The following is a 23,115-nucleotide window of genomic DNA, read 5'->3' on the forward strand; positions in this document are numbered from 1 at the left end:
CCGGAGACCTCTAGTTATGGATGGATCAATTTTACGGGGAGTCGACACAGACGCTGGGAATTGCTGCACAAGATCCGCATAGCGCTCAATCGGGACTCGATAGAGCGTGTGGAACTGCTTGCGGGATAGAGAGGTGCGCTGCCAGATATGTTCCAGAAGCTTCTGGCGTCGAGGTGTGGTGAGTAGTTCCGCTGCCGGCTTGGGGTGCAACAGCCCTTTGCCAAGCGCATTCTCGGTCACTGCCGCAATAGGTGGCAGGATGGCGGCCTTTCGTTGAAACAATGATACGCTCAGGGTTCCGTAGACACTCAAGACCCTCGTTGCGCGTAGCGCCGTTCAAACTCTACAGGGGACAGGTCGCCAGTTGAACCGTGGCGGCGGTTGGGGTTGTAGAACATCTCGATGTAGTCGAATACCTCGGCGCGAGCGGCGTCCTTGGTGGGATAGATCCGCCGCCTGATCCGCTCGCGTTTGAGCAGGCCGAAGAAGCTCTCCACGGGTGCGTTGTCGTGGCAGTTGCCACGCTAACTCATGCTGCACACCAAGCCATGGGACGCCAGGAAACTGCGCCAGTCATCGCTGGTGTAGACCGACCCTTGGTCCGAGTGAACCAAGCAACCAGCGTTGGGTTTGCGCCGCCACACCGCAGACAACAAGGCCTGCACGACCAACTCGGTATCGGCCCGATCGCGCATCGCCCAGCCGACGACCTGCCTGGAAAACAGATCGATCACGACAGCCAGGTACATCCAGCCTGCATGCGTGCGGATGAAGGTGAAATCGCTCGCCCAGGCCGTGTCCGGCTCAGTCACGTCGAACTGTCGGTCAAGCAGGTTGGCCGCCGCCTTGCGCTGCATTCCTCCATGGAAGCGCGGTTTGCGACCATAGCCCACCTGGGCACGCAGTCCCTCGGTGCGCATCAGCCGATGCACCCGATGGCGACTGCAACGCTCACCCAGATCGCGCAGATCCTTCGTAATCTTGCGATGCCCATAGACACTGCCGCTGGCCAGCCAGTGGTGCTTGATCAATCCCAGCAGGCGTTGGTCTTCCTTTGCGCGCGCACTGTCGGGCGAGCGTAACCAGGCGTAATAACCCGCCCGGTTGACCCGCAACACCCGGCACATCGCACACACCCTGAATTCCCCGCAGTGGGCTTGCATGAAGGCGTACTTTGCCTTTACCCCTTGGCAAAGTACGCGGCGGCCTTTTTTAGGATGTCGCGCTCCTCGGTCACTCGACGCAACTCTGCCTTCAGCCGCCGAACCTCGGCGCTCTGGTCCACCTCGGCGCGCTGCACCACGCCAGGCTTGCCGAACTTGCGCAGCCAGGCGTAGAGGCTGTGCGTGGTGACACCCAGTCGCTCGGCGACTTCTGCCACCTTGAACCCACGATCAGTCACTTGCCGGACCGCCTCGATCTTGAACTCATCCGTATACCGCTTACTGCTCATGGACACCTCCGAATTAGCCATTTTCCATGGCCTTGAGATGTCTAGGAAACCCTGGGCGTATCAACTCAACGGTATCCGGCTTTCTCACCCTGCCGGGCCTCCAGCCTCCGCGGCGTTGCCGGGAGGCTCCACATTGCATCGCGAGCGTAGTTACTGCAATTGGCGACGGCGTCCGAGAAAATCCATGTTTTCCAACGAGCCGACCCCGCTCACCTGCAGGTGCTCCTCGTCCGTCGCGAGGTCCACGCTCACCTTCGCGACGAACTTGGCATGCCAGGTCTCCCAGTCGGGCGAGGAATTGGTGAACGGGAAGGACGCGACGATCGTGCGCTGGCCATCGAAGCGCACGTTTCCCTTGAGTCCATCCAGATCGACGATGTAGACGCAATCGCTACTGACCTTCTTGCCTGTCTGCGGCACCGGGACTTTCACGCCCTCCAGGCAGATCAATTGGTCGTTGATCACGTCCGCGTGGACCTGCTCGCCCCGCGCAACGTACAGCAGGGGAGTTTCCAGCCCACCGGCCTCGGTGCGGAAGCGGACGGAGGACGCCACCACGGTGACGCCCTCCACTTCCGCCCGTCCCCACAGCCAGTCGCTGAGCAAATGATCCATCGGGACATCACCCCAGTTGTGGTCGTGGTAGCCATTGCCTTCGACCTCGATGGCCTTCCCGGCGACGAACAGGCTGCCCTTGGTGCGCGCACCGGGCACCGCACTGAACCAGGAGAAATGCCCGTCGGCGTTTTCCCAGCGGCCGGTGCCCGGGCGGTAGGGGCGCACCGTACGCTCGAGCACCAGGTCCAACCCGTGACCTTGGTTTTCGTCCGGATCGACGTGGATGTGGTAGCGCTCCAGGCCATCGAGGCCGCGGAAAAACGACTTGCCGATTCTGACGTCGCATTGGGTGTCGGAGACCTCGAAGCGGCCGTCGTCGAAGGGCGTCGTGATGTCGGCGAGCTTGGTTCCATCGCGGGCGATGTTGAGATTGATGAATGGCGTGTTCCTGCCCTCCGCATCCACCTGGATATGGAACGAGACCACGCAATAGAGGCCATCGGAGAAATGGGCGTCGGCATACCACCATTCCCATTCGCCGGGCTTGAACGGCTGCTTTAGCCGCAACGCGTCCTCCCATGTCTGGGGGTGGTCGCGATCGATGCCGAGCCGGTCGAAACTGGCCTGGTCGTCCAGGAGCCTGCCGTTCTTGTCGGCCATGTGATTATCCTTTGTCTGTCGGTGGAATGGGGTCGGGAGCGGCATGGCCGCGCCCGAGGGGCGAGGGCTTTCAGCGCTGGCGGCTGGCGTAGGGAGCGTTCTGCATAATCCGGATGTCGGCCGACTCGTTGACGGATACGCCGACCTGTCGTCCGCTCGTTTCGTCGATCAGGCGAGCGCCGCCTTCGTAGAGCGCATACCGGATTTCCGGGATTTCCAGGAACTCCCTGGAGGACAGCGGCTCCACCCGGAACCGGCGCGAGCCTTCCACCTCGACCGGCAACTCGTAGCTCCAGCCCCAGGACACCCACGTGCCGACATCGGGCGCCTTGGCGTAGCCGTTCTGTTTCACCACCACGCCATCGAGATACCGGACCTCGCCGTCGGCGGTCACGTAGACCGCCTCCTGGTGGCCGTTGTAGAAGTTGTAAAGATGGAAGCGCGCACCGTTGTCGAAACGGAAGGACGACCATTCCCAGGTCAGAGTGAAGAAGTCCCCCCACTGGCGATCGATCCAGGCCTGCCCGGCGATCTGCAACGTGCGCCAGCTGCCGTCGGCATCCTTGAGCGAAAACGTGCCATGGGCGGCGGCGCGCATGATCGAGAAGTAGAAGCTGAAGTCGTCCTCGGCACCCTGCTGGATCAGGCCTTTCACGCCGAGCTTGTCCTGATGCCAGATCACCTCGTCGGTTTCGGAGAAGCGCAGATCGAGGCGGGTATCGCCGACCTCTGCTCTCAATTGCATGCCCTGGTCCGTGTACGACCAGTCGGCCGAGCTTTCCCCGAGCCGTGTCAGGACTGCGCGGCGATCCGCGTCCCATATCTGCTGGTCGGAGATGAGTCCTTCCGTGCGCAGGGTCCGGTAGTCCTGCCGCTCGTAATCGCTCACCATGCCGACCAGGTGGGCGAAGCGCTTGCCCTCCTCGAACGGCACGCCGAAACGCGTGTGCCAGCCGTCGCCGGGATAGTGCACGATGTCGAAGAACAAAAAGTAGCGCCGCCCCGAGGCATCGAAGGCATGGAGCGTCACGTACCACCACTCGTACGACTTCTCGCTCATGCGGGCGTGGGGTCGCCACTCCTCCTGTGGCGAGCGGATATGCGGCTTGGAGACGTCGAAGGACAGCGGCGTGTAAAGTTGCGGCATGGGGTTCTCCTGCTTCGGCAACCAACGGAGGCAAGCACGGGGCGACGCCGCTGGCTGCGGGGAACGGTGCGCCAATAATGCAACGCAAGTGTTGCATTATTGGCGCACCCGAGCAAGTCGCCCACCCTGCGGCTCAGGCATATGAACAGCGAGAGAGACAGCGATTTGAGACAAGAGAAAGACAGTATGAGGAGAGGTGGACGCCCCACCGCGGAGTCCGCTGCGGAGATAACCACGCGTATCGTCCAGGTCGCGACCCGCGCCTTCCTAGATAAGGGTTATGCCGACACCGGCATGGAGCAGATCGCCGTATCGGCCGGCGTGGCCAAGCGCAGCCTCTACGCCCGCTTCCCCACGAAGGAGACGCTGTTCCGGGTCGTCGTGCGCACTTATTCGGACCAGACGCTGGGGCACCTGCCGGATATGGCCGAGGATGCGAGCCCGCTCAAGGATCGCATCCTCGATGGCTGCCTGCGGGTCCTGGAGGTCGTGCTCGCCACCGACGTCATCGCGCTTGAGCGCGTGATCGTGGCTGAATCGGTGCGCTTCCCGGAACTGGTGGCCAGCGTCGAAGCCGCGCGCGGGCAGGCGCTGCGCTATCTCGCAGGCATTCTCGAACGAGGCCGTGAAGGCGAGGCCCGGACGTCTCGCAAAAAGCGTGCCGCTGAAGACCCAGCCATCGTGTCGGCCGGGCATCTCTGGGATCTGGTTGTGGCTCCGGCGGTGCGGGCGGCCGTGCTTGCGAAGGTTCCCTGTGGCTTGGCGAACGCCGACCGAAGTCAGGTCTGCGCCCGTGTGGACTTCTTCCTCGATGGCTACCGGGGAAGCGTGCGTTGATGCGGCTGTCCCACCAGCGATCGCGCTGGCTGAGCAAATTACTGAGTCAGAAAGGCCTTGGCGAAGTCCGCAGATGGCCTTACCCACAGTCTTACTTGCACTTCTAAGGTCGCCTCTTATGCAGCATCAGCCCGCGTGTCGGCTCGAAGCACCGTTGGCACCTAACCGCTCAAGCACTTTCGGCCGCCAGAGCCTTTTATCAGTCTCGCACCAGCCACACCGAGTGCCAATGCCCTGTCGCCGCCAAGACTGTTCCTACACTCCATGCCCGTTAACCTTGTGACAAGCAAGAGGGATGATGTGGCACGGGGCACATACTGGTCGCATGAAGAAATGGCCGCGGTCGGTCGGGTTCGGCAGGCGGCGTCTTGGGCATGGTCGGGTGCGCACCATACGGCATGGCGAAGCCCACTGACACGCGTCAGAGCGCGTGAAAGGGGTGCCGATAAGATCATCGTCAACTACGACATGCCCATAGCCGACACCTTCGGCAACAGAGCCATACCGTCGTAGCCTTGATAGCTGTTCTTGGAGGTCAGCGGCGCTGAGTGGATACAGTTGGCTTGTCGAGAACAGGGCCTCGGTACATAATGCGGTCTAATCCTGTAGACCATACGGGATAAATTTCTTTAATTACAATGGGTTGGGCGCGAAGTGCTGTTCCCATCGCCCGCTCCATGTCCTGCAGGCGCCGCTGACGATCTTGTCCGCTCTGCCGGAGCGTGATCGCTCGATATCTGATCCGTTCCCAACTGAATTGCTTTTCTTCTCGGGCGGCCGCTGCACGAGCGCGCTTATTTTCCTGATATGCGACTGCAGGCGCAGGCTCAGGTCTCTTGCAGTGATGGCAGCGACTGGTTTTTCAGCTGTCAGCTTTTTAACCTCTGATCGGGTGTACCTCTGTCTGCTACAACCGATTGGGACGACGCGGTCGGACATGACGTTTGGCGTTTGGACCGACATCGATTGCAGCGCGCCCAGAGCGAATGACGCGAGTTGCGCGCTTCGCTATTTCCTTCCCCATGGTCAGGAACCTCCTGATTGAGCGGGTTCGCGGCGATGGGCATAGTGGCAGCCATCATCGAGCGAGCACCATGACCGCCACGCATCCTCAACTCATCGGCGCACTTCTCAAGGGTATGCGACGCGCCGAATCCGCGCGTGCAGCCTCTATCGCGTATTGCGCCGGGTCGGCCGGGCAGATGAGTTCTGGTTATGGCACGCCGGACGATGCGGGCAAGGTGCTGGAGATGTTCGCGCTGGATTCCGAGCAGATCCGCGAATTGGGGCTGGTGGGCGTGGAAGAGCTGGGCGAGGCGGTCTGCCATGCCTGGTCCATCAACGCCGGCGAGCTGGATCGGGTGGTGCAGTGGTTTTCGGCGCCCAGGGTCGAGTTCGTCGGCAAGCACTGCCGTGAGCTGATCCGGGCCGGGCGCATCGGGCCGGTGCTGACCATGGCCCGCGAGCATGCCTTGCTGCGCCATCGCTGAGCGCAGCCAGCCTCGGGCACGCCCTGCCGCTTTACGCTAGCCGGCGCAACGGCAATACTCGCTGACCCCTCCCAACCTCAGTTTTGCCAATGCGCCAGGTTCCGCCCGCTTCACCCTCTGCCGCCGCCAAAGCCCAATTGCTGGAAGAGCTGCGCAAGCTCGAGCAGGAAGAAGCCCAGCTGAAATACGCCCAGACCCTGGAAGCCTTCGACCAGGTGGTCGAGGTGCTGACCCAGTTCGGCAGCCGCTTCAATGCCAAGCAGAAGTCCCAGATCGCTTCGCTGGCGATGACCGGAAAATCCAAGGGGCCGCTGTCGTCCACGGGCGAAGTGGTGGCCAAGTACTGGATTCCGCATTCCGGCGAAACCTGGTCCGGGCGGGGCCGCACGCCGCGCGCGTTCAAGGCATGGGAAGGCACCAGCTCCTACAAGGAATGGAAGGCCAATCATCCGGACAAGCGATTCCCGCTGTATCCGGGCTGAGTTTTTGCGTATTAAGAGCCGGGCTAGGGGCGCGTTGGCGCCTGGCGATTCGCGGCTTTGCGCACGTTGATTTTATCGCTGTCACTGCTGCGCTGTATTTTAGGCGCCGGCGGACCATGCGATCGATGCTGGATGTGATCCAGGCTTGCCGATGTGGCCGTACGCCAGGCCGGAGACGGAAAGTTGCGCGTCCAGCTTGGTGCAGCGATGTGGTTGTTCGATGCATTGCGGCGCAGTCAGCCAGCGGGTGTTTTCGATAGGTGTACTCGAACGGCGCGATCCCGGGTACGGCTGTTTTGGCTTGTCGGTCCGCTGATCGACTATCGATAATGACGCGTGATGAATCGATAAGTGTTGCGCCAGCCCGCATCGCCATATCAGTAATTGATGCCAAGCCATTGCCTCAAGCGCTTTAGCCGATAAAGCAAATCGAAGCTCTATCTGCGATTGCGGCATTGCCAGGAGCGATTCTGTTTGCGCCGCGCTCGACGCCGATTCTGGGTGTCACCAGCAGGGTTGTAATCGCACACGAAAAGCAGCGGCGGCGTTTGCAGAGCGACAGCGCAGATCCGCTTCAAACAGAAGCATCCGGCGCAAATGTCCAAGCAATAAAAAACCCGCTGCCCGCCGGAATTCCGGCAGGCAGCGGGTTTCGCTTATCGCTACAGGGCTACTGGTCGCTCTTGCACTCGAATACCGACACGCTGCGCGGCGGTGCCAGGAACTCGCTGGCGCCGGCCGGCATCATATCTACTGCCAGCGCTTCGTCGGTGGAGAGCACCAGCTTCCAGTGCACCGGTTCATCGGACGAGGGCAGGGTGAAGGTCACCCCTTCGTGGTAGGCATGGATGACGATCAACAAGGTGTCGTCGTTGGCCAGTTCCTTGACGCCCGAGGTCTGCGCCTTGCCTTCCAGCAGCAAACCCACCGAGCGCGCACCGGCATCGGTCCAATGCGCGTCGTCCATCTCGGTGCCGCCGGGATTGAGCCAGGTCAGATCGCGCAGGCCGGCCTCTTCGTTGTACTGGCCGTTGAGAAAGCGACCGCGCGACAGGATCGGGTAGCGCTTGCGCAAGCCGGTGAGCGCCTTGACGAATTGGGTCAAACGGCCGTCCGTGGGGTCGTTTTGCCAGTCCAGCCAGGTGATCTCGTTGTCCTGGCAGTAGGTATTGTTGTTGCCGCCCTGCGACTGCGCACGCTCATCGCCGGCAAGCATCATCGGCGTACCTTGCGAGAGCAGCAGCGTGGCGAGCAGGTTCTTCATCTGCCGCTCGCGGATCTGCAGCACGTCCGTATTGTCTGTGTCGCCTTCTTCGCCGTAATTGCAGGAGCCATCGTTGGACGAACCGTCGCGATTGTCCTCGCCATTGGCGATGTTGTGCTTTTCGTTGTAGCTCACCAGATCGCGCAGGGTGAATCCATCGTGCGCGGTGATGAAGTTGACCGACGCCCACGGACGGCGACCACGACGATCGAACAGATCGGCCGAGCCGGTAAAGCGGGTGGCGAATTCGGCGAGCTTGCCGTCCTCGCCCTTCCAGAATTCACGCGCGTTGTCGCGGAACTTGTCGTTCCATTCCGACCAGCCGGGCGGGAAGTGACCGACCTGGTAGCCGCCGGGGCCGCAGTCCCAGGGTTCGGCAATCAACTTGACCTCCGACAGCAGCGGGTCCTGGTTGCACGCATCCAGGAAACCGCCACGCTGGTCGAAGCCACTCGGCTCGCGCCCCAGGATGGTGGCCAGATCGAAGCGGAAGCCGTCCACATGCATCTCGCCGGCCCAGTAGCGCAGCGAATCGTTGACGAACTGGATCACCCGCGAGTTGCTCAGGTTGAGCGTGTTGCCGGTGCCGGTGTCGTTGATGTAGTAACGCTTGTCTTCGGCAAGGCGGTAGTAGCTGGCGTTGTCGATGCCCTTGAACGACAGTGTCGGGCCCAGCTCGCTGCCTTCGGCGGTGTGGTTGTAGACCACGTCCAGGATCACTTCCAGGCCCTGCTTGTGCATGGCCTTGACCATGTCGCGGAATTCGTCGCGATGCCCGCTGGACAGGTAACGCGACTTCAGCGCGAAGAAGCCGATGGTGTTGTAGCCCCAGTAATTGCGCAGGTCCTTGTCCAGCAGATGCTGGTCGTCCAGATACGCATGCACCGGCAACAGTTCGACTGCGGTGATGCCCAGGTCCTTGATGTATTGCAGGACCTGCGGCTGTGCCAGGCCGGCAAAGGTGCCACGCACGGCTTCCGGCACCTGCGGGTTGCGCATGGTGTAGCCACGCACGTGGGTTTCGTAGATCACCGTCTCGTTCCACGGCGTCAGCAGGCGTGCGTCGTCTTCCCAGTCGTAGGTGTCTTCGACCACCACGCACTTGGGCATGAACGGCGCACTATCGCGCTCGTCGAAGCTCAGGTCGCCGTCCGGGTGGCCCACGGTATAACCATAGAGTTCGTCCGCCCAGATCAGGTCGCCATCCATCTCGCGCGCGTACGGGTCCATCAACAGCTTGTTGTGGTTGAAGCGGTGGCCTTCGGTCGGTTCATAGGGGCCATGCACGCGGTAGCCGTAGCGCTGGCCGGGTTTGACGTCGGGCAGGTAGCCGTGCCAGATCTCGTTGGTGTATTCCGGAAGATCCACCCGCACTTCGGTGCCCTGTTCGTCGAACAGGCACAGCTCCACGCGCGTGGCGTGCGCGGAAAACAATGCAAAATTGGTGCCCTTGCCATCGAAGACGGCGCCACGCGGAAACGGGCGTCCTTGGCGGATGCGGGAGGGGTTGGCGTAAGCCGCGCTTGCTGGACGTCGCATTGAGAGTCTCGGGTGCGCCGGCATGCCGGCATTGAGGGGACTCAAGCATTGCGGGTTCAGCTGTGCAAAACGCGTCACGACGACAGGGGGGCGGCGTGAGGGCGGCCATGCGGCGCGCGCTGCCGGTCATTCTTGGCGGCGGTGACAGAACGACGCATGCCGATGCGGGTGAGCTGACGCATTGAATCGAACGCATCTGGTGCGTTGCGTGTGCGATGGTCGTCAGACAAATGAGTACTGTGCATCACCCGTCCCGATGCACGCATGCGCGCGCTTGAGCGCTGCGCAGCGGCCCTGCTAGCATCCAGCCGGTCGAAGCGACGCAGCGCATGCAGTGTTACAGCTGCCTTGCTGCATCGCTTCCGTTTCCCATTCTCGGGGCCGTCGCACACCCGTCGAACGCAACGTGCAGGGCAGGGACGCTGCCCGCGCGTAATCGACCGGCAGACCTGCGGACTTGGGTCACTCCGTCATCAGACTCCGACCATGTCCAGGCCGCGCCGTATACCTGCCGCGATGAAAATCGCCATTCTTTCCCGCAACAGCAAGCTGTATTCGACCCGGCGGCTCATCGAGGCCGGGCGCAAGCGTGGCCACACCGTGCGCATCCTCGACCCGCTGCGCTGCTATATGCGCATCGCCGCCGACGGCTTCAGCCTGCACTACAAGGGCAAGCCGATCACCGGGTTCGACGCGGTGATCCCGCGCATCGGTGCCTCAGTCACGCGTTATGCCACCGCTGTGTTGCGCCAGCTCGAATTCATGGGCACCTACACCCCCAACCCCTCCGACGCCATCCTGCGCTCGCGCGATAAGCTGCGCGCGCATCAGTTGCTGGCCGCGCAAGGCATCGACATGCCGGTGACCGTGTTCGGCGACAACCCGGACGACACCCAGGACCTGCTGTCGATGCTCGGCCCGCCGCCGCATGTGGTGAAGTTGAACGAAGGCGCGCAGGGCGCCGGGGTGATCCTCACCGAAAAAGCCAGCGCCTCGCGCGGCGTGGTCGAGGCGCTGCGCGGGCTGTACGCCAACTTCATCGTGCAGGAATTCATCGGCGAGGCCGAGGGCGCGGACCTGCGCTGCTTTGTGGTCGGCGACCGGGTGGTTGCCGCCATGCGCCGGCAGGCTGCCGAGGGCGACTTCCGTTCCAACCTGCATCTAGGCGGCAGCGCCGCGGTGGCCCAGGCCACCGAGCAGGAGCAGGAGGTCGCGGTACGTTCGGCGCGCGCGCTGGGCCTGGCGGTGGCCGGCGTGGACCTGATTCGTTCCAGGCGCGGGCCGCTGGTGCTCGAGGTCAATTCGACACCCGGACTGGAGGGCGTGGAAGGGGTCTGCGAGGTGGACGTGGCGGCGGCGATCATCCAGCACCTGGAGCAGTCTGTCCGCTGATCGGGCCACCAGCTTTCTTATCAAAAATTTAACGGAAATATAATCCTTTCCTCGCTAGCCTCACCCGACCGTAGCTCCGCTCTCGGCAGTGACGGTGATCGGGATGAACTTTTGGCCCAAGTGCGTTGTCGCACTTGGGCCTTTTTATGTGGTGGCTTGCTGCCCCCAGGCTTCGCGTCTACATTCGTTGATGTTAAATCGCTCGGGCACACAAGGAGGCGTCGGCATGGCAAGGCAAGTCAGCACCGCAATGCTGCTCAGCGTGATCGGTTTCCTGATCAGCCCTGCCTGCGCAATGGCGGTCGATGGCGACGCGCCGCCCAAGCCACCGGCGGAGCAGGTGCGGAGCGAGCTGCACACAGGCGCGAAGCACTCCGAGATCAGTCAGGATGAGCGCGCTAAGGTGACAGCTGCACTTGATTGCAGCAAAGCTGCGTTGGAGGCGCAGCCGGATGTCACCGTGCTGCACCCGGACCAGCGCGCAGCGTTGCAGAACGATCAGGAGCCCGTCACCCAGATTTTGACCATGGCAGGCGATGATGGTCGGCCAACTGCCGGCGCGCGCGTGCACCTGGTTCGTAGATCAGTACCAAGCAGTGTCTGACCGCCGCCGAGTGCCGCCCTCATACGACTGTGAGTCAACACGACATTTCTCGGCGCCAGCGCCAAAAACAGCTTAACCAATGAGGTTCCAGTGCGAATTCTAGTAATCGAAGACAACAGCGATATCGCCGCCAATCTGGGCGACTATCTCGAAGACCGCGGCCACACGGTGGACTTTGCCGCCGACGGCGTGACCGGTCTGCACCTGGCCGTGGTGCACGAGTTCGACGCCATCGTGCTCGACCTCAACCTGCCCGGCATGGACGGCATCGAGGTGTGCCGCAAGCTGCGCAACGAAGCGCGCAAGCAGACCCCGGTGCTGATGCTCACCGCACGCGATTCGCTGGACAACAAGCTGGCCGGTTTCGACTCCGGTGCGGACGACTACCTGATCAAGCCGTTTGCATTGCAGGAAGTGGAAGTGCGGCTGAATGCGCTGTCGCGTCGAGGCAAGGGCGTGCACACCCGCGTGCTGGAAACCGGCGATCTGGAATACAACCTGGACACGCTGGAAGTGCGTCGCCGCGGCAAGCTGCTGCAGCTCAACCCCACGGCGTTGAAGATCCTGCAGTCGCTGATGGAGGCCTCGCCGGCCGTGGTCACCCGCCAGGAGCTGGAAACCCGCGTCTGGGGCGAGGAGCTGCCGGATTCGGATTCGCTGCGCGTGCATATCCACGGCCTGCGCGCGGTGGTCGACAAGCCCTTCGATGTACCGATGATCCAGACACGTCACGGCATCGGCTATCGCATCGCCTCGCCCGATGCCTGAAAGCAATAACGGCGCGCGGCCGGCGCGCAAGCGCGGCCGCTACCGGCGGCGTCTGCGCAGTCGCATCATCCTGTCGTTCGTGTTGTTGGGCTTTTGCCTGACCACGCTGTTCGCCTTCGCCACCAACTGGGCGCGCTCGCGCGTGGAAAACCAGTTGGTCGAAGACGTGATGAACCGCAATATCGACGCGTTCGCGCAGCGCTTCTATTCCGACCCGCTGCGCAACCCCGATCTGCCGGTACAGCAGATGCGCGGGCGCGTGGTCAAGAGCGACAAGTTCGAAGCGCTGCGGCTGGAACAGCCGGAGTGGTATCAGTTCCCGGACGGCATCCACACCATCTCCGGCGTGGACGAAAATGGCAACGCGTATTCGTACAAGCTGGCGGTGCGCAAGACGCCAAGCGAGTGGTTCTTCCTCGCCTACGACATGACCCAGACGCTCAAGGGCGAGATCCAGCTCAAGCGCACGCTGATGCTCTCGGTGCTGGTGTTCAGCGGGTTTTCGCTGCTGATCGGCTGGTGGTCCGCCTCCAAGGTGATGCGCCCGGTGTCGGATCTGGCCGCGCGCCTGCGTGCCTACCGTGGCGGCACCAGCGAGCCCAAGCCGCTGGCCGCGCACTTCCCCGACGACGAAGTGGGCCAGCTGGCCGAAGCGCTGGACGATTACTCGGCCCGCCTCACCGAAGTGGTACAGCGCGACCGCGAATTCAACGCCGACGTCAGCCACGAACTGCGCACCCCGCTGGCGGTGATTCGTGGCGCCACCGAACTGCTGCTCACCAAGCCCAATCTCGACGAGAAGATGCTGCAGCGCCTGCAGCGCATCCAGCGCGCCGAACTGCAGTGCAGCGACCTGATCGGCTCGCTGCTGCTGCTCTCGCGCAATGAACGCGGGCAGGGCAGCAGCAACGTCGCCAAGGTGGCCGAACAGCTGATCGACGCGCACCGCGCCCAGCTCGGCGGCAAGCCGCTGGAACTGCTGCTGGAAGGCGAGCGCGACCTGGTCATCGACGCGCCCGAATCCGCCTTGTCGGTGGCGCTGGGCAACTTGATCGGCAACGCGGTCAAGTACACCCAGGACGGCCAGGTGCGGGTGCGCGTGCGCGGCGACTGCGTGGAAGTCATCGACTCCGGCCCCGGCCTGAGCGAGGAAGACGCCGCCAAGCTGTTCCAGCGTGGCTACCGCGGCACCCACGCCGGCCACTCGCAAGGCGGCGGCATCGGCCTATCGATCGTCAGCCGGCTCTGTGACCTCTACGGCTGGCGCGTCAGCGTGCGCCCAGGCCAGCAGCGCGGCGTCATCGCAACCCTAGCCTTCTACCGCTAACCACCATCCGCACGTCCGTAGGAGCGCACCCGGGCGCGACAGCCTTACCCATAACGCCTCACCAACGCAGCGCCTCCAAACAACAACCGCACCCAAAACACCCCTCAGCGCTCCACCACCGTCACCACCAACTCGCCCGCACGCGCCGTGATCTGCAGCTTGCACCCAACCGCAAACCCCAACTGCTCCAGCCACAGCCCGCGCAAGCGCACGCTGGGAATCCGCTGGCTGTGCGGCCGGCCCGGTTCTGCATCGTAGAACGCATAACCCACCGTGCAGCGCGTGGGCGTGCGTGCCTTGCGCGGTGGCCGCGGCGGCAGATCGTCCACGCGGGGCCTGTGGCGACGGTCGACGTCGGGGTTGTCCACATCGAACTTGGGCGAGGGCACCAGCTGCATGGGCTGCGCGTCCTTTACCGGCGTAGCTGCCCGCTTGGTGGTCGCGTTGTGCTTGGCATTTGATTCTTTGTACCGCTTGGCGGTTGGAGACTGCGTCCGGCTCATCGCCTCACCCCCGCCAGCACCACGGAGCGACGACGCCCACCAATCTGCGATACCGATGCATCTGTCATGACAACGCCTCCTTCGAAGAACAGGCACCGTCGCCGGCCGGCGACGGGATGTCGGGAGGTTAGAAACCGCTCATAGCCGGCGGGCGTATTCCTCCCGAAGGAGTGTTGTATTAGCCGCCCTCCCGACGCAGGCATCGCGTCGGCTTGCGCCTGCGAACAGGCACAAAAAACCCACCAGTTTGACGGAGGTGGGTACCGCTATGAGAGGAGTTTCTACGCTCCTTGAGGCAGAGGTTGCTACTGGTTTTCTGGAATGTCAATGCAGTAAATAAGTCCGGTCGGCGTTGATGCGCTAATTCGGCGTCGAGTACGTCACGCTGCCTGGGAAACATGCCATGCACACCGGAGGAGCTGCGTGCTGAGGGAACGGACGCCGTGCAGCGTGTGCCAATTAACTCGCCGCTGGTAATGGCAGCCGGCTGACCGCGGGAGCATCTTGGGTGCTCGGCCGTGGACGTCAGCGCCCGATTCGATGCGTTTGTAGAATTGCCCTGTAGCTCGCATCCAGGCTTCGCGCTTGTTGCGCCAGTCGGTCCGTGTCGCCTTCGTTGCTGACTACGTCATCGGCAATGGCCAATCGTTGTTCGCGAGACGCTTGCGCGGCAATCATCTGATCGGCAAGCACCGATGTGCTCCCGTCGCGTTGCATCAGGCGAGCATGTTGAAGCGACACCGGCGCATCGACAACCAGAATGCGGTCCAGCCAGGCATAGGTCGCTCGTCCACCCGCTTCGGTCAGAAGGGGGATGGCGACGACCGTATAAGGGCCCAAGGCTTCCTGCGCGGCGCGCTGCAGTTCTGCGCGAATGGCCGGGTGGGTGATCGCTTCCAGCGCTTTCCGTTGGGCTGGATCGGCGAAGACGATCTTGCGCAGCGCTTGGCGGTCCAGTGTTCCATCCGGTAACAGAATCTCGCGGCCGAACTGCTCGGTGATGGCGTCGAGAATGGGGCCGGGCGCCACAACCTGCCGCGCAATCACATCCGCATCGATGACCGGCACGCCCAGCTTCTCGAACTCGGCGGCCATGGCGCTCTTGCCGGAGGCGATGCCGCCGGTAAGGCCGACGATGAAATCGCTCATCGCCGTGCCCGGGTCAACGCAGCCCTGCGAAGTGCAGGTAACCGTCGACTATATCGTTGCCCCAGAAGAACACCACCCAGCCGGCGATGGCCAGGTAGGGGCCGAACGGGATCGGGGTGGCGCGGTCACGGCCCTTGGCCACCAGCCAGATCGAGCCGAGGATGGCGCCGACCAGCGAGGAGATCAGGATGATCGGCAGGATGCCTTTCAACCCGCACCACGCGCCAAGCGCGGCCAGCAGCTTGAAGTCGCCGTGGCCCATGCCTTCCTTGCCGGTGAGCTGCTTGAACAGCCACCACACCGTCCACAGCGAGACATAGCCGACCGCCGCGCCCAGCAGGGCGGGCTTGGCGGGCATATAGAGGTTGTCCATCGAGCCGACCAGGCCCAGCCACATCAGCGGCAGGGTCAGCTGGTCCGGCAGCAGCTTGTGGCGCAGGTCGATGCCCGACATCGCCACCAGGAAGCAGCTCAGCACGATCGCGCCGAAACCCTGCCAGCCGAAGCCAAAGCGCCAGACGCTGGCTACACACAGGATCGAGGTTAGCAACTCCACCAGCGGGTACTGGAGCGAGATCGGCTTGCCGCTGTAGCGCGACTTGCCGCGCAGCATCAGCCAGCTAAAAAGCGGGATGTTCTCCCACCATTTGAGCTTGTCGCCGGTGACCGGGTCATGCGAGGGCTCAACCACGATGCCAGGCGGCGGCGGCTCGTAGATGTCAGGCAGCTCCAGGATCTCGCGCGCATCGCGCCGCCACTGCCACTCCATGCGCTTGGGCAAGCGCAGGATTACCACGTTCAGGAAGCTGCCGATCAGCAGTCCCAGTCCGGCCGCGGCAGGAAAGCCGAGACCGGGATGCTGGTCGAGAAATGCCATTACGTCTTATCCAACCACTGCGCCGAGTTTGAAGATCGGAAGATACATGCCGATGACCATGCCGCCTACGATGGTGCCGATGAAGATCATGATCATCGGCTCAAGCAAGCTACTCAAGGCATCCACTGCATTGTTCACATCTTGCTCGTAATAATCAGCCACCTTGAACAACATGGCGTCGAGTGCGCCAGCCTCTTCGCCGATTGCGGTCATCTGGATCACCATGTGTGGAAAGAGATTGACCTGTTTCATTGCCATGTTAACGGGATAACCGACAGACACGTCATCGCGCATGCGCAGCACAGCCTCTTCATACACCTTATTGCCTGTGGCCCCGGCGACGATGCTCAACGCTTCCACCAATGGAACACCGGCCTTGAAGGTCACCGCAGTAGTGCGTGCGAATCTTGCAATGGCACTGTCATGCATGATCTTGCCAATGACTGGCACTTTCAGGATCAACCGGTCGAATAGATGCTGCATCTTCGGCGAACGCTTGTAAGCCATGACCAAGCCAATGGCCGACCCGATGGCAACCAGCAGCATCGGGAACCACCAGGAGACCATGAATCGCGACAGGTTAACGATCATTTGGGTAAACGCCGGTAGTTCCGCACCGAAGCTAGAGAACACGGTTTCGAACTGCGGGACCACCCAAATCAGCAAGATAGAACTGACTATCAAAGCTACGGCCATCACCATTGCAGGATAGAACAGCGCCTTCTTGATCTTCCCTTTGAGCGCCTCAATGTTCTCCTTATAGGTCGCCACCGTGTCTAAGACAGTATCAAGCACACCTGCGCTCTCGCCCGCCCTCACCAAATTGCGGTAGAGCTCGTCAAACTGTACTGGATGCTTGCTGACAGCCTCGTTGAGGGATAAGCCTCCCTCAATGTCGGTGCGGATTTCGCCAACCATTTTTCTCATGCGAGGGTTCTTGGCACCCTCGCCGATGATTTCGAGGGAGCCCACGATGGGCACGCCAGACTTCATCATGGTGGCCATCTGTCGACTGAAGAACGCGATCTCCTTGGCTTTGATGGGTTTGCCTGCCGCACCGAATAGTGGCTTGGGCTTGGTCTTGACGACAGTTGGTATGATCCCACGCCGCCGTAGCTCTGCACGCAACATGTTGGCATTGCGAGCGAGCTCATCTCCCTTCATCTTGATGCCGCGTTTGTCTGTCCCCTCCCACACGAACATGGTCATCGCGTTGGCGCGGCTGACCGGCTTGGTCCCCTTTTTCACCGTTCTGCTAACTGCGGACATTGCGAAGTCTCCCCACCGACACCCCATGCCGGTACACCTATGATGATAGCGGTTTACGCATTTGCTGACATGATCGCTGTCCTGATCCAATCGGCTGCCTTCCGCTGGTTCAGTTCAATTCTTGGGCACCGTTCCTTGCGGCGTAATCATTGATTTCCTTGAGAATTGCGCGTAATGCGGTGCCGCGCGACGCGTTCTCAAGCTCGCTCACCCGCGTGTAGCGAGCGCGCCGCATGACATCCCAAAACGCGTTCTTTGCGGCATTAAGGTCATCCGCTTTGAGTAAAAGCCTTACATGAAACAAAGCGATTGTAGGATCGGGGCTGTTGGGCCAAGCAATTCTGGTTTGCTTCAAAGCGCTACGCCAGTCACCAGCCTGGTCGTAGGCAAGAGCAGCGTTGTAGCGGAGTGTCCATATTGCTTGAGAGGATTCACGCTGCATTGTTGCGTTTGCAAGCATTGCTTCGATCGTCCGAGCGATCGTTTTTGCTGTGACTCGACCGCAACCTCCACGCGCATGGACCTCTAGAAGGTTGGATATCGCATAGGGCATGACGGGGTTGATGAAGGCAGCCGATTGCTGTCCGGCCTGTTGTAACAGTTCTGGATCGCTGTCGCGCTTCAGGTGGCAGTTCAGCACAGTCAGTTCCACTTTTCCTATCGCAGCAAGCGCGGGGTCCGGGTTGGCGGCTAACTGATCAAAGGCTTGGTAGGTTTCTCCAACTAGCCCGGCTTGCATGGCAGCAAAGCCGAATGCGACATGAGCTCTGGCAGAGTTGGGGTGGGTTTCCACCGCTGCAAGGCTAATGCCAAGCGAGGTTTGCCAAACCATTGCTTTGGACCATGTTTGAAAGGCCAGCACTGCGATAAAGCCGCATGCAAGAGTGTTGCCTAAAACTTTGACTTTTATCTCGGATTTTTTCAAATGGCGTAATGCAGCGGCGACAAGGTCTATGAGCATGAGCCACAAGCCAAATTGCGGCAGGTAATTGCGATGCTCGTAATAGAGCTCGATAGGAACAATGCTTGCTTCAACGGAGTGCGCTACCAAAAACCAAAACCATCCGACAAAGGTTGCTGGTAGGCGCTTGCGTACGTTCCAAGCAAAAGCGCTGACTGTGATCAGTCCAACTATCGAAAGCAGGGTCGAGATGGGTGTGAGCAGACCATGTGATATGACGAAGTCGTCATTGTAGATCCCCATTGCGGGCGAGTACGGAACTACCAGCATATGCAGATACTGCCAGAGCACGCGCGGTTCAGTAAGCAGTCTCTCGGACGGCGTCATTCCCCATTCGAGCATCGCTGCTTCGAGTGAGTGCCAGTAGTGATAAAGTGCAAACGGCAATATCACCAGCGGCATGACAACAAAAAAAATGTAAAAGCTCTTCAGGACCCAGTTCCACTCACGAGGCTCCTGAAACCAACCTATCTCCACGACTAGGCACAGACCAACCAGTACTACGGCGCTCTGCTTGCCCTGTATACCTAGTAATGTCAGCGCAGGAATGCAAAAAAACAACAAGAACAGTGATTTGATCGCCGATATTTTATCTGCCAGCATGCGTTGTCGGACAAGCACGTACAGCGCCACCCCGAGCAACGGAAAGATAGCGGCGATCTCGCTCATTCGCTGTACAACGTACAGCACAGTGCTTGCATTGATTGGATGCAATAACCACAACCCACAAATCAGTGCGGCAACCAAGCCAGTATTGCTTGATAAATTTTTATCAAAGGCTAGCAGTTGGCGAAACAAGCCAAATGCAACCCCAGCACAGATAAGGTGTCCCAGTAAATTACCGAGCTTGAGAGAAAAGCTTGAGTCTCCCCCGATGACGACATTCAGTGCTAGGCTTGCCATGGCGAGGGATCGATGAAATAGCCAGTTGCCGTTGCCTGCAGCCATGTCCCAGAAACCAATATGTCCTTGGTGCCATGATTGAACAAGTAGTAGATGCTGTTGATCGTCCATCAGGAATGGACCGCTCAATCCGGGCCAGTAGATAGCCGCGGCCAATAACATCGCGCTCAATAGCAGAAAAATTGGATTGATGCGGTTGAAATGGGGTGGCATTTTCCTGTCCAATAAAAAAACCCCGGTTCCCCGGGGTTTCTGCTAAACAATTCGATTACTGCTTGGTGCCCTGGCAGGAGCCCGGGCGAAACTTAGTATTGACACTGCCGCCGCAGGTCCAATCGACTTGGAACGTCGACGGATTCACTGTACCAGTCAGGATGATGCTGCCTTCTGCGCCCGGGACCTTGCTAACTGCGGTAATCACGCAGCCGCTATTGCTAACGCCGGTCACATAAGCCGAGGACTGGGTTTCAAGGATGCTGCTAGACGGGCAACTGCCATTGTTTGCGGCGACATATTCGGAAATGCTAGTGCGTCCAGACGAGGCGGCCAGCACGGCTTCCGAGACCTTGGCTTTCTTGGTGTAGTCGGAGTAGGCCGGCAGCGCGATGGCGGCCAGGATGGCGATGATGGCGATCACGATCATCAGTTCGATCAGGGTGAAGCCCTGCTGCATATTCTTTTTCATTGATTCGACCTTGGCTTGGATTGGATTGGGACTGGATGAGAGCACTTCGGTGACCCTTGCCCTGCGCGGCAGGGATCGGGCCGTGGCTGTGCGTGACCACCACGTGTTGATCAAAGCAAAGGACGTGCCAACTCTCGCACCTTGCCGTTTAACAAGCGCTCAGGCGAACTCTTCCGTAACTGCAGCTCTGCGCGGCGACCAAATGGGTCAGAGGGTGACCAAATTTGTCACTCTTTCTGGCTGATTTGCGCAAGTGGTGCGGTCGGTTCGCAGCACTTATGCTGTTCACGACGACACGCAGGCATTCGATGCGCGGTCAGGCCCCATCCCGAACGCGGCAATGCGATGATACGTGAAATACCTCTAATTTTTTTTGTGACGTGCTCCACTATCGGGAGCCAGTTGCTGGTAAAGCATGGATTGACTCAGATCGCTGCGCGGACGCCGGCGCCGACCGGGCGGGCGTGGTTGGCGGCGGCGGTGCTGTCGCCCAGTGTGATCACGGCAGTGGCAGTCCAGGGCATCGGATTCATCGTTTGGATGTTGGTGGTCCGCCAGGTCAAGCTCGGCGTGGCATTTGCGATTTCTGGCGCGTTCTTCTATCTGTTGTTGGCCCTGCTCAGCTGGTTGCTCTATGGGGAGCGACTGACGCCCTGGCAGTGGGTGGGGTTGGTGTTGATCTCCACAGGCGTAGCGCTGGTTTCGCTCACCGCGCAGGCGGGCTGACGAGATGTCAGGCGAAGTGGATCATGCGTTCGTGGTGCCAGCCTATGGCGATTCGCCTTATCTGGATGCCTGTCTGCGCTCGCTGGCAGCGCAGTGGTCGCCATCGCCTATCTGGATCAGCACCTCCACGCCGAGCCCGCAAGTCGAATTGTTGGCGGCGCGCTATGGGGCCAGATTGGTGGTGCACCATCAGGCGCAGCGGGGCATCGGCCACGACTGGAATCTGGCGCTGGGCGTGGCAGCTGCGCGCTGGGTCACCTTGGCACATCAGGACGACGTCTATCTGCCCGACTTCGCAGGCGAGACCAAGGCCGCCATTGCGCAAGAGCCTGGCGCGGTGTTGGTCATGACCGGTTATGGCGAACTGGCTGGCGAGCAGCAGCGCGTGATGACACCGATGCTGGCAGTCAAGCGGGTCTTGCAGGAGATCGCGTTTCTTGGAACAGGGATGATCCGGTCCAGGGCATCGAAGCGGCGGCTATTGATGTTCGGCTGCGCAGTGCCATGCCCCTCGGTGACCGTCCGCAAGGACGCCGGCTGGGGCGTTTTTCGCGAAGATCTCCGGCTGAACCTGGATTGGGACGCGTGGACGCGCGCAGCCGATCAGCAAGGGCCGTTCGTGCGTGTGCGAAGGGTCGCGATGCTGCACCGTGTGCATGCCGCAAGCACGACCAGCGACGGGGTGCTGTCGGGCATGCGTGCCACTGAGGATCTGATGATGTTCCAACGCTTCTGGCCGCGCGCGGTCGCCGCGTTGTTAGCGCGCGTCTATCGTCTCTCCTACAGCACCGGTGGATGAAGATGCAGGCTGCAGTGCAATACGCCACCAATGCATTGCCCGGCGCCGACGAGGCCAGGTTCGAGGTGCGCCTGGCGGTTGTCATTCCCTGCTACCGGGTCAGGAACAAGGTGCTCGATGTGCTGGCGGCGATTCCCGTGCAGGTTGAACGTATCTATGTGGTCGACGATCATTGCCCCGACGCCAGTGGTGCCTGGGTGGAGCAGCGCTGTGCGGATCCGCGGGTGGTGGTGTGCCGCAATCCCTCCAACCTGGGTGTCGGAGGGGCCGCCATAACTGGTTATCGGGCGGCGGTTGCCGATGGTATGGAAATCATCGTGAAGATGGACGGCGACGGTCAGATGGATCCGGATGCGTTGCCGGAGCTGATCGGGCCGATCGTTCGAGGCGAGGCCGATTACACCAAGGGCAACCGGTTCTACGACCTGGCGCAGATCGGCCGGATGCCGAAGCTACGGATCATCGGCAACGCCGCGCTGTCTTTTTTGACCAAGCTTTCCTCCGGGTACTGGGACATTTTCGATCCGACCAATGGCTACACGGCCGTGCATGCGAGCGTGGTGGCACGCATGCCGCTGGACAAGATCAGCCGCCGGTACTTTTTCGAAAGCGACATGCTGTTTCGCTTGAATACCATCCGTGCAGTGGTGGTCGATGTACCGATGGATGCACGGTATGGCGACGAGGTCAGCAACCTGAGTGTGCGCAAGATTGTCCTGGACTTCGCTGTCCGCCACCTACGCAATTTTGGAAAGCGGATCTTCTACAACTACTTCTTGCGCGACCTGTCCCTTGCATCGTTGGAGCTGGTTGCAGGCGTACTTTTTCTGTTCTCCGGCGCAGCGACAGGTGTGTTCTTCTGGCTGCAATCGGCACAGACGGGGTATTTCAGTTCTGCCGGTAGCGTAATGCTCGCAGCGCTGCAGGTGATCGTGGGAATCCAGCTCGTTCTAGGTTTCCTTGCGTACGACATCGCCGCAGTGCCATCGCGGACATTGCACCTGCTAGTCAATAAGAAAAAGGGGTGAGGAGTGGTGCGTGACTGAGTTCGATGAGCGCTACACCAGCTATCAGACCGATCGCGCACCGCTGAGGAAGCTGGTGCGCAAGATCTACCTGCGCAGTGCGCAATCTTTGCTGCGTGGCCCGACGCTGGATTTCGGCTGTGGCGTAGGGGAGTTGCTTGGAAGACTGCCCGAAGGATCCAGGGGGCTGGAGTACAACGGTGCAACGGTTGCGTATTGCCGCCGCCGGGGTCTTGTGGTGGATCACTATGACGGTTTCGCTGATAACTGGCAGTTGAGCGTTATTCCCGATTCGATTCGGTTCGAATCGATGGTGGTTAGTCACGTGCTGGAGCACCTTGAGGCGCCGGCAGCGATTTTCAGCAATTTGGCTCGGGCAGCTCGTCGTTTGGGCGTACAAAGACTGCTGGTGATCGTGCCAGGCAAGGCGGGTTTTCGCAGCGATCCCACACATTTGACATTCATCGATAGCCAATTTCTTTCGGGCTCAGAGCTGGTGGCCGCAGCAGGTTTCAAGTTGCAAACCTTGCGCTATTTTCCGTTCGATAAGCGCTGGCTAGGCGATTGGTTTACACATCATGAAATACAGGCGCTCTACGTGCGTGATGTCTAGAAGCGCAAGTGCTGGTGAGGGGTTGATCCAAAGATGTTTTCAAGTATTGCAAGACTGCGGGGATGCGAGTGGCTAGGCTGGTCG

General features: G+C 60.9%; 21 protein-coding genes and 1 pseudogene. 11 read left to right on the forward strand and 11 right to left on the reverse strand.

Annotated elements, in window-relative coordinates; all coding sequences use genetic code 11:
* From XaplCFBP3123_RS09445 to XaplCFBP3123_RS09460, 4 genes and pseudogenes are all read right to left on the reverse strand, one after another.
* Positions 1 to 312, reverse strand: a 312-nt coding sequence (locus tag XaplCFBP3123_RS09445; RefSeq protein WP_429001622.1) for a TraI domain-containing protein, incomplete at its 3' end; no start/stop codon positions are given.
* A pseudogene (locus XaplCFBP3123_RS09450) lies at positions 309 to 1,453 on the reverse strand (IS3 family transposase). The gene XaplCFBP3123_RS09445 and the pseudogene XaplCFBP3123_RS09450, both read right to left, overlap by 4 nt.
* Before the next feature lie 150 nt (positions 1,454 to 1,603).
* Positions 1,604 to 2,671: a lipocalin-like domain-containing protein gene (locus XaplCFBP3123_RS09455; protein WP_172453188.1), complete on the reverse strand. Its 1,068-nt coding sequence runs from the start codon at positions 2,669 to 2,671 to the stop codon at positions 1,604 to 1,606.
* A 70-nt stretch (positions 2,672 to 2,741) separates the two neighbouring features.
* On the reverse strand, positions 2,742 to 3,818 hold the full coding sequence (locus XaplCFBP3123_RS09460; protein WP_104533840.1) for a lipocalin-like domain-containing protein: 1,077 nt from the start codon (positions 3,816 to 3,818) through the stop codon (positions 2,742 to 2,744).
* A gap of 186 nt (positions 3,819 to 4,004) precedes the next feature.
* Here XaplCFBP3123_RS09460 and XaplCFBP3123_RS09465 point away from each other — a divergent pair, with 186 nt between their 5' ends.
* The 3 genes from XaplCFBP3123_RS09465 (at position 4,005) to XaplCFBP3123_RS09480 (ending at position 6,627) form a co-directional block, all read left to right on the forward strand.
* Positions 4,005 to 4,655, forward strand: a complete 651-nt coding sequence (locus tag XaplCFBP3123_RS09465; protein WP_216361730.1) for a TetR/AcrR family transcriptional regulator — start codon at positions 4,005 to 4,007, stop codon at positions 4,653 to 4,655.
* A gap of 1,094 nt (positions 4,656 to 5,749) precedes the next feature.
* Positions 5,750 to 6,145, forward strand: coding sequence for a hypothetical protein (locus tag XaplCFBP3123_RS09475; protein WP_104533842.1), 396 nt, complete (start codon positions 5,750 to 5,752; stop codon positions 6,143 to 6,145).
* A gap of 89 nt (positions 6,146 to 6,234) precedes the next feature.
* Positions 6,235 to 6,627 (forward strand): H-NS family nucleoid-associated regulatory protein, encoded by a 393-nt coding sequence (locus XaplCFBP3123_RS09480; RefSeq protein WP_023904915.1) that lies wholly within the window; start codon positions 6,235 to 6,237, stop codon positions 6,625 to 6,627.
* Between the two features lie 670 nt (positions 6,628 to 7,297).
* On the opposite strand, the gene glgX is transcribed toward XaplCFBP3123_RS09480, so the two are convergent.
* Entirely contained in the window at positions 7,298 to 9,430 is a 2,133-nt protein-coding gene (gene glgX / locus XaplCFBP3123_RS09485; RefSeq protein ID WP_104533843.1) for a glycogen debranching protein GlgX, read from the reverse strand.
* A 486-nt stretch (positions 9,431 to 9,916) separates the two neighbouring features.
* Between glgX and rimK the strand changes: the two genes are divergently transcribed.
* The 4 genes from rimK to XaplCFBP3123_RS09505 all read left to right on the forward strand — a co-directional run bounded on the left by rimK (position 9,917) and on the right by XaplCFBP3123_RS09505 (position 13,521).
* Complete coding sequence (gene rimK / locus XaplCFBP3123_RS09490; protein WP_172453189.1) at positions 9,917 to 10,822, forward strand: 30S ribosomal protein S6--L-glutamate ligase; 906 nt, start codon at positions 9,917 to 9,919, stop codon at positions 10,820 to 10,822.
* Between the two features lie 226 nt (positions 10,823 to 11,048).
* Complete coding sequence (locus XaplCFBP3123_RS09495; protein WP_253254181.1) at positions 11,049 to 11,426, forward strand: hypothetical protein; 378 nt, start codon at positions 11,049 to 11,051, stop codon at positions 11,424 to 11,426.
* A 90-nt stretch (positions 11,427 to 11,516) separates the two neighbouring features.
* Positions 11,517 to 12,194, forward strand: coding sequence for a response regulator transcription factor (locus tag XaplCFBP3123_RS09500; RefSeq protein WP_006448355.1), 678 nt, complete (start codon positions 11,517 to 11,519; stop codon positions 12,192 to 12,194).
* Complete coding sequence (locus XaplCFBP3123_RS09505) at positions 12,187 to 13,521, forward strand: sensor histidine kinase (RefSeq protein WP_172453190.1); 1,335 nt, start codon at positions 12,187 to 12,189, stop codon at positions 13,519 to 13,521. The genes XaplCFBP3123_RS09500 and XaplCFBP3123_RS09505 overlap by 8 nt, the downstream gene beginning before the upstream one ends.
* A gap of 104 nt (positions 13,522 to 13,625) precedes the next feature.
* Here the strand turns inward: XaplCFBP3123_RS09505 and XaplCFBP3123_RS09510 are convergent, their stop codons facing one another.
* The 6 genes from XaplCFBP3123_RS09510 to XaplCFBP3123_RS09540 all read right to left on the reverse strand — a co-directional run bounded on the left by XaplCFBP3123_RS09510 (position 13,626) and on the right by XaplCFBP3123_RS09540 (position 19,868).
* A complete protein-coding gene (locus XaplCFBP3123_RS09510) occupies positions 13,626 to 14,024 on the reverse strand; it encodes a SymE family type I addiction module toxin (RefSeq protein WP_104533845.1) in 399 nt (132 codons plus the stop codon).
* A 525-nt stretch (positions 14,025 to 14,549) separates the two neighbouring features.
* Positions 14,550 to 15,173, reverse strand: coding sequence for a dephospho-CoA kinase (coaE, locus tag XaplCFBP3123_RS09520; protein WP_104533846.1), 624 nt, complete (start codon positions 15,171 to 15,173; stop codon positions 14,550 to 14,552).
* Between the two features lie 13 nt (positions 15,174 to 15,186).
* Positions 15,187 to 16,050: a prepilin peptidase gene (locus XaplCFBP3123_RS09525; protein ID WP_104533847.1), complete on the reverse strand. Its 864-nt coding sequence runs from the start codon at positions 16,048 to 16,050 to the stop codon at positions 15,187 to 15,189.
* A 6-nt stretch (positions 16,051 to 16,056) separates the two neighbouring features.
* Positions 16,057 to 17,319, reverse strand: a complete 1,263-nt coding sequence (locus XaplCFBP3123_RS09530; RefSeq protein ID WP_047124749.1) for a type II secretion system F family protein — start codon at positions 17,317 to 17,319, stop codon at positions 16,057 to 16,059.
* 109 nt (positions 17,320 to 17,428) lie between these two features.
* Entirely contained in the window at positions 17,429 to 19,396 is a 1,968-nt protein-coding gene (locus XaplCFBP3123_RS09535; RefSeq protein WP_146091317.1) for a hypothetical protein, read from the reverse strand.
* 55 nt (positions 19,397 to 19,451) lie between these two features.
* Positions 19,452 to 19,868: a pilin gene (locus XaplCFBP3123_RS09540; protein ID WP_047124751.1), complete on the reverse strand. Its 417-nt coding sequence runs from the start codon at positions 19,866 to 19,868 to the stop codon at positions 19,452 to 19,454.
* Positions 19,869 to 20,213: 345 nt separating this feature from the next.
* On the opposite strand from XaplCFBP3123_RS09540, the gene XaplCFBP3123_RS09545 reads away from it, so the two are divergent.
* The 4 genes from XaplCFBP3123_RS09545 to XaplCFBP3123_RS09560 are packed head-to-tail and all read left to right on the forward strand — an operon-like array spanning position 20,214 to position 23,031.
* Entirely contained in the window at positions 20,214 to 20,594 is a 381-nt protein-coding gene (locus tag XaplCFBP3123_RS09545; protein ID WP_052767997.1) for an SMR family transporter, read from the forward strand.
* A 4-nt stretch (positions 20,595 to 20,598) separates the two neighbouring features.
* Positions 20,599 to 21,393, forward strand: coding sequence for a glycosyltransferase family A protein (locus XaplCFBP3123_RS09550; RefSeq protein WP_052767998.1), 795 nt, complete (start codon positions 20,599 to 20,601; stop codon positions 21,391 to 21,393).
* On the forward strand, positions 21,390 to 22,421 hold the full coding sequence (locus XaplCFBP3123_RS09555) for a glycosyltransferase (RefSeq protein WP_080959838.1): 1,032 nt from the start codon (positions 21,390 to 21,392) through the stop codon (positions 22,419 to 22,421). Before XaplCFBP3123_RS09550 ends, XaplCFBP3123_RS09555 begins: the two co-directional genes overlap by 4 nt.
* 10 nt (positions 22,422 to 22,431) lie before the next feature.
* On the forward strand, positions 22,432 to 23,031 hold the full coding sequence (locus tag XaplCFBP3123_RS09560) for a class I SAM-dependent methyltransferase (protein WP_047124752.1): 600 nt from the start codon (positions 22,432 to 22,434) through the stop codon (positions 23,029 to 23,031).
* The last annotated feature ends 84 nt before the right edge of the window (positions 23,032 to 23,115 follow it).

Source organism: Xanthomonas arboricola pv. populi (assembly GCF_002939945.1).
Classification (GTDB): Bacteria; Pseudomonadota; Gammaproteobacteria; order Xanthomonadales; family Xanthomonadaceae; genus Xanthomonas; species Xanthomonas arboricola_A.

Coding starts and splice junctions, on each gene's coding strand:
- XaplCFBP3123_RS09455 (WP_172453188.1), bottom strand. CDS start 2,671: ATGGCCGACAAGAACGGCAGGCTCCTGGACGACCAGGCCAGTTTCGAC.
- XaplCFBP3123_RS09460 (WP_104533840.1), bottom strand. CDS start 3,818: ATGCCGCAACTTTACACGCCGCTGTCCTTCGACGTCTCCAAGCCGCAT.
- XaplCFBP3123_RS09465 (WP_216361730.1), top strand. CDS start 4,005: ATGAGGAGAGGTGGACGCCCCACCGCGGAGTCCGCTGCGGAGATAACC.
- XaplCFBP3123_RS09475 (WP_104533842.1), top strand. CDS start 5,750: ATGACCGCCACGCATCCTCAACTCATCGGCGCACTTCTCAAGGGTATG.
- XaplCFBP3123_RS09480 (WP_023904915.1), top strand. CDS start 6,235: ATGCGCCAGGTTCCGCCCGCTTCACCCTCTGCCGCCGCCAAAGCCCAA.
- glgX (WP_104533843.1), bottom strand. CDS start 9,430: ATGCGACGTCCAGCAAGCGCGGCTTACGCCAACCCCTCCCGCATCCGC.
- rimK (WP_172453189.1), top strand. CDS start 9,917: ATGTCCAGGCCGCGCCGTATACCTGCCGCGATGAAAATCGCCATTCTT.
- XaplCFBP3123_RS09495 (WP_253254181.1), top strand. CDS start 11,049: ATGGCAAGGCAAGTCAGCACCGCAATGCTGCTCAGCGTGATCGGTTTC.
- XaplCFBP3123_RS09505 (WP_172453190.1), top strand. CDS start 12,187: ATGCCTGAAAGCAATAACGGCGCGCGGCCGGCGCGCAAGCGCGGCCGC.
- XaplCFBP3123_RS09510 (WP_104533845.1), bottom strand. CDS start 14,024: ATGAGCCGGACGCAGTCTCCAACCGCCAAGCGGTACAAAGAATCAAAT.
- coaE (WP_104533846.1), bottom strand. CDS start 15,173: ATGAGCGATTTCATCGTCGGCCTTACCGGCGGCATCGCCTCCGGCAAG.
- XaplCFBP3123_RS09525 (WP_104533847.1), bottom strand. CDS start 16,050: ATGGCATTTCTCGACCAGCATCCCGGTCTCGGCTTTCCTGCCGCGGCC.
- XaplCFBP3123_RS09530 (WP_047124749.1), bottom strand. CDS start 17,319: ATGTCCGCAGTTAGCAGAACGGTGAAAAAGGGGACCAAGCCGGTCAGC.
- XaplCFBP3123_RS09535 (WP_146091317.1), bottom strand. CDS start 19,396: ATGCCACCCCATTTCAACCGCATCAATCCAATTTTTCTGCTATTGAGC.
- XaplCFBP3123_RS09540 (WP_047124751.1), bottom strand. CDS start 19,868: ATGAAAAAGAATATGCAGCAGGGCTTCACCCTGATCGAACTGATGATC.
- XaplCFBP3123_RS09545 (WP_052767997.1), top strand. CDS start 20,214: ATGATACGTGAAATACCTCTAATTTTTTTTGTGACGTGCTCCACTATC.
- XaplCFBP3123_RS09550 (WP_052767998.1), top strand. CDS start 20,599: ATGTCAGGCGAAGTGGATCATGCGTTCGTGGTGCCAGCCTATGGCGAT.
- XaplCFBP3123_RS09555 (WP_080959838.1), top strand. CDS start 21,390: ATGAAGATGCAGGCTGCAGTGCAATACGCCACCAATGCATTGCCCGGC.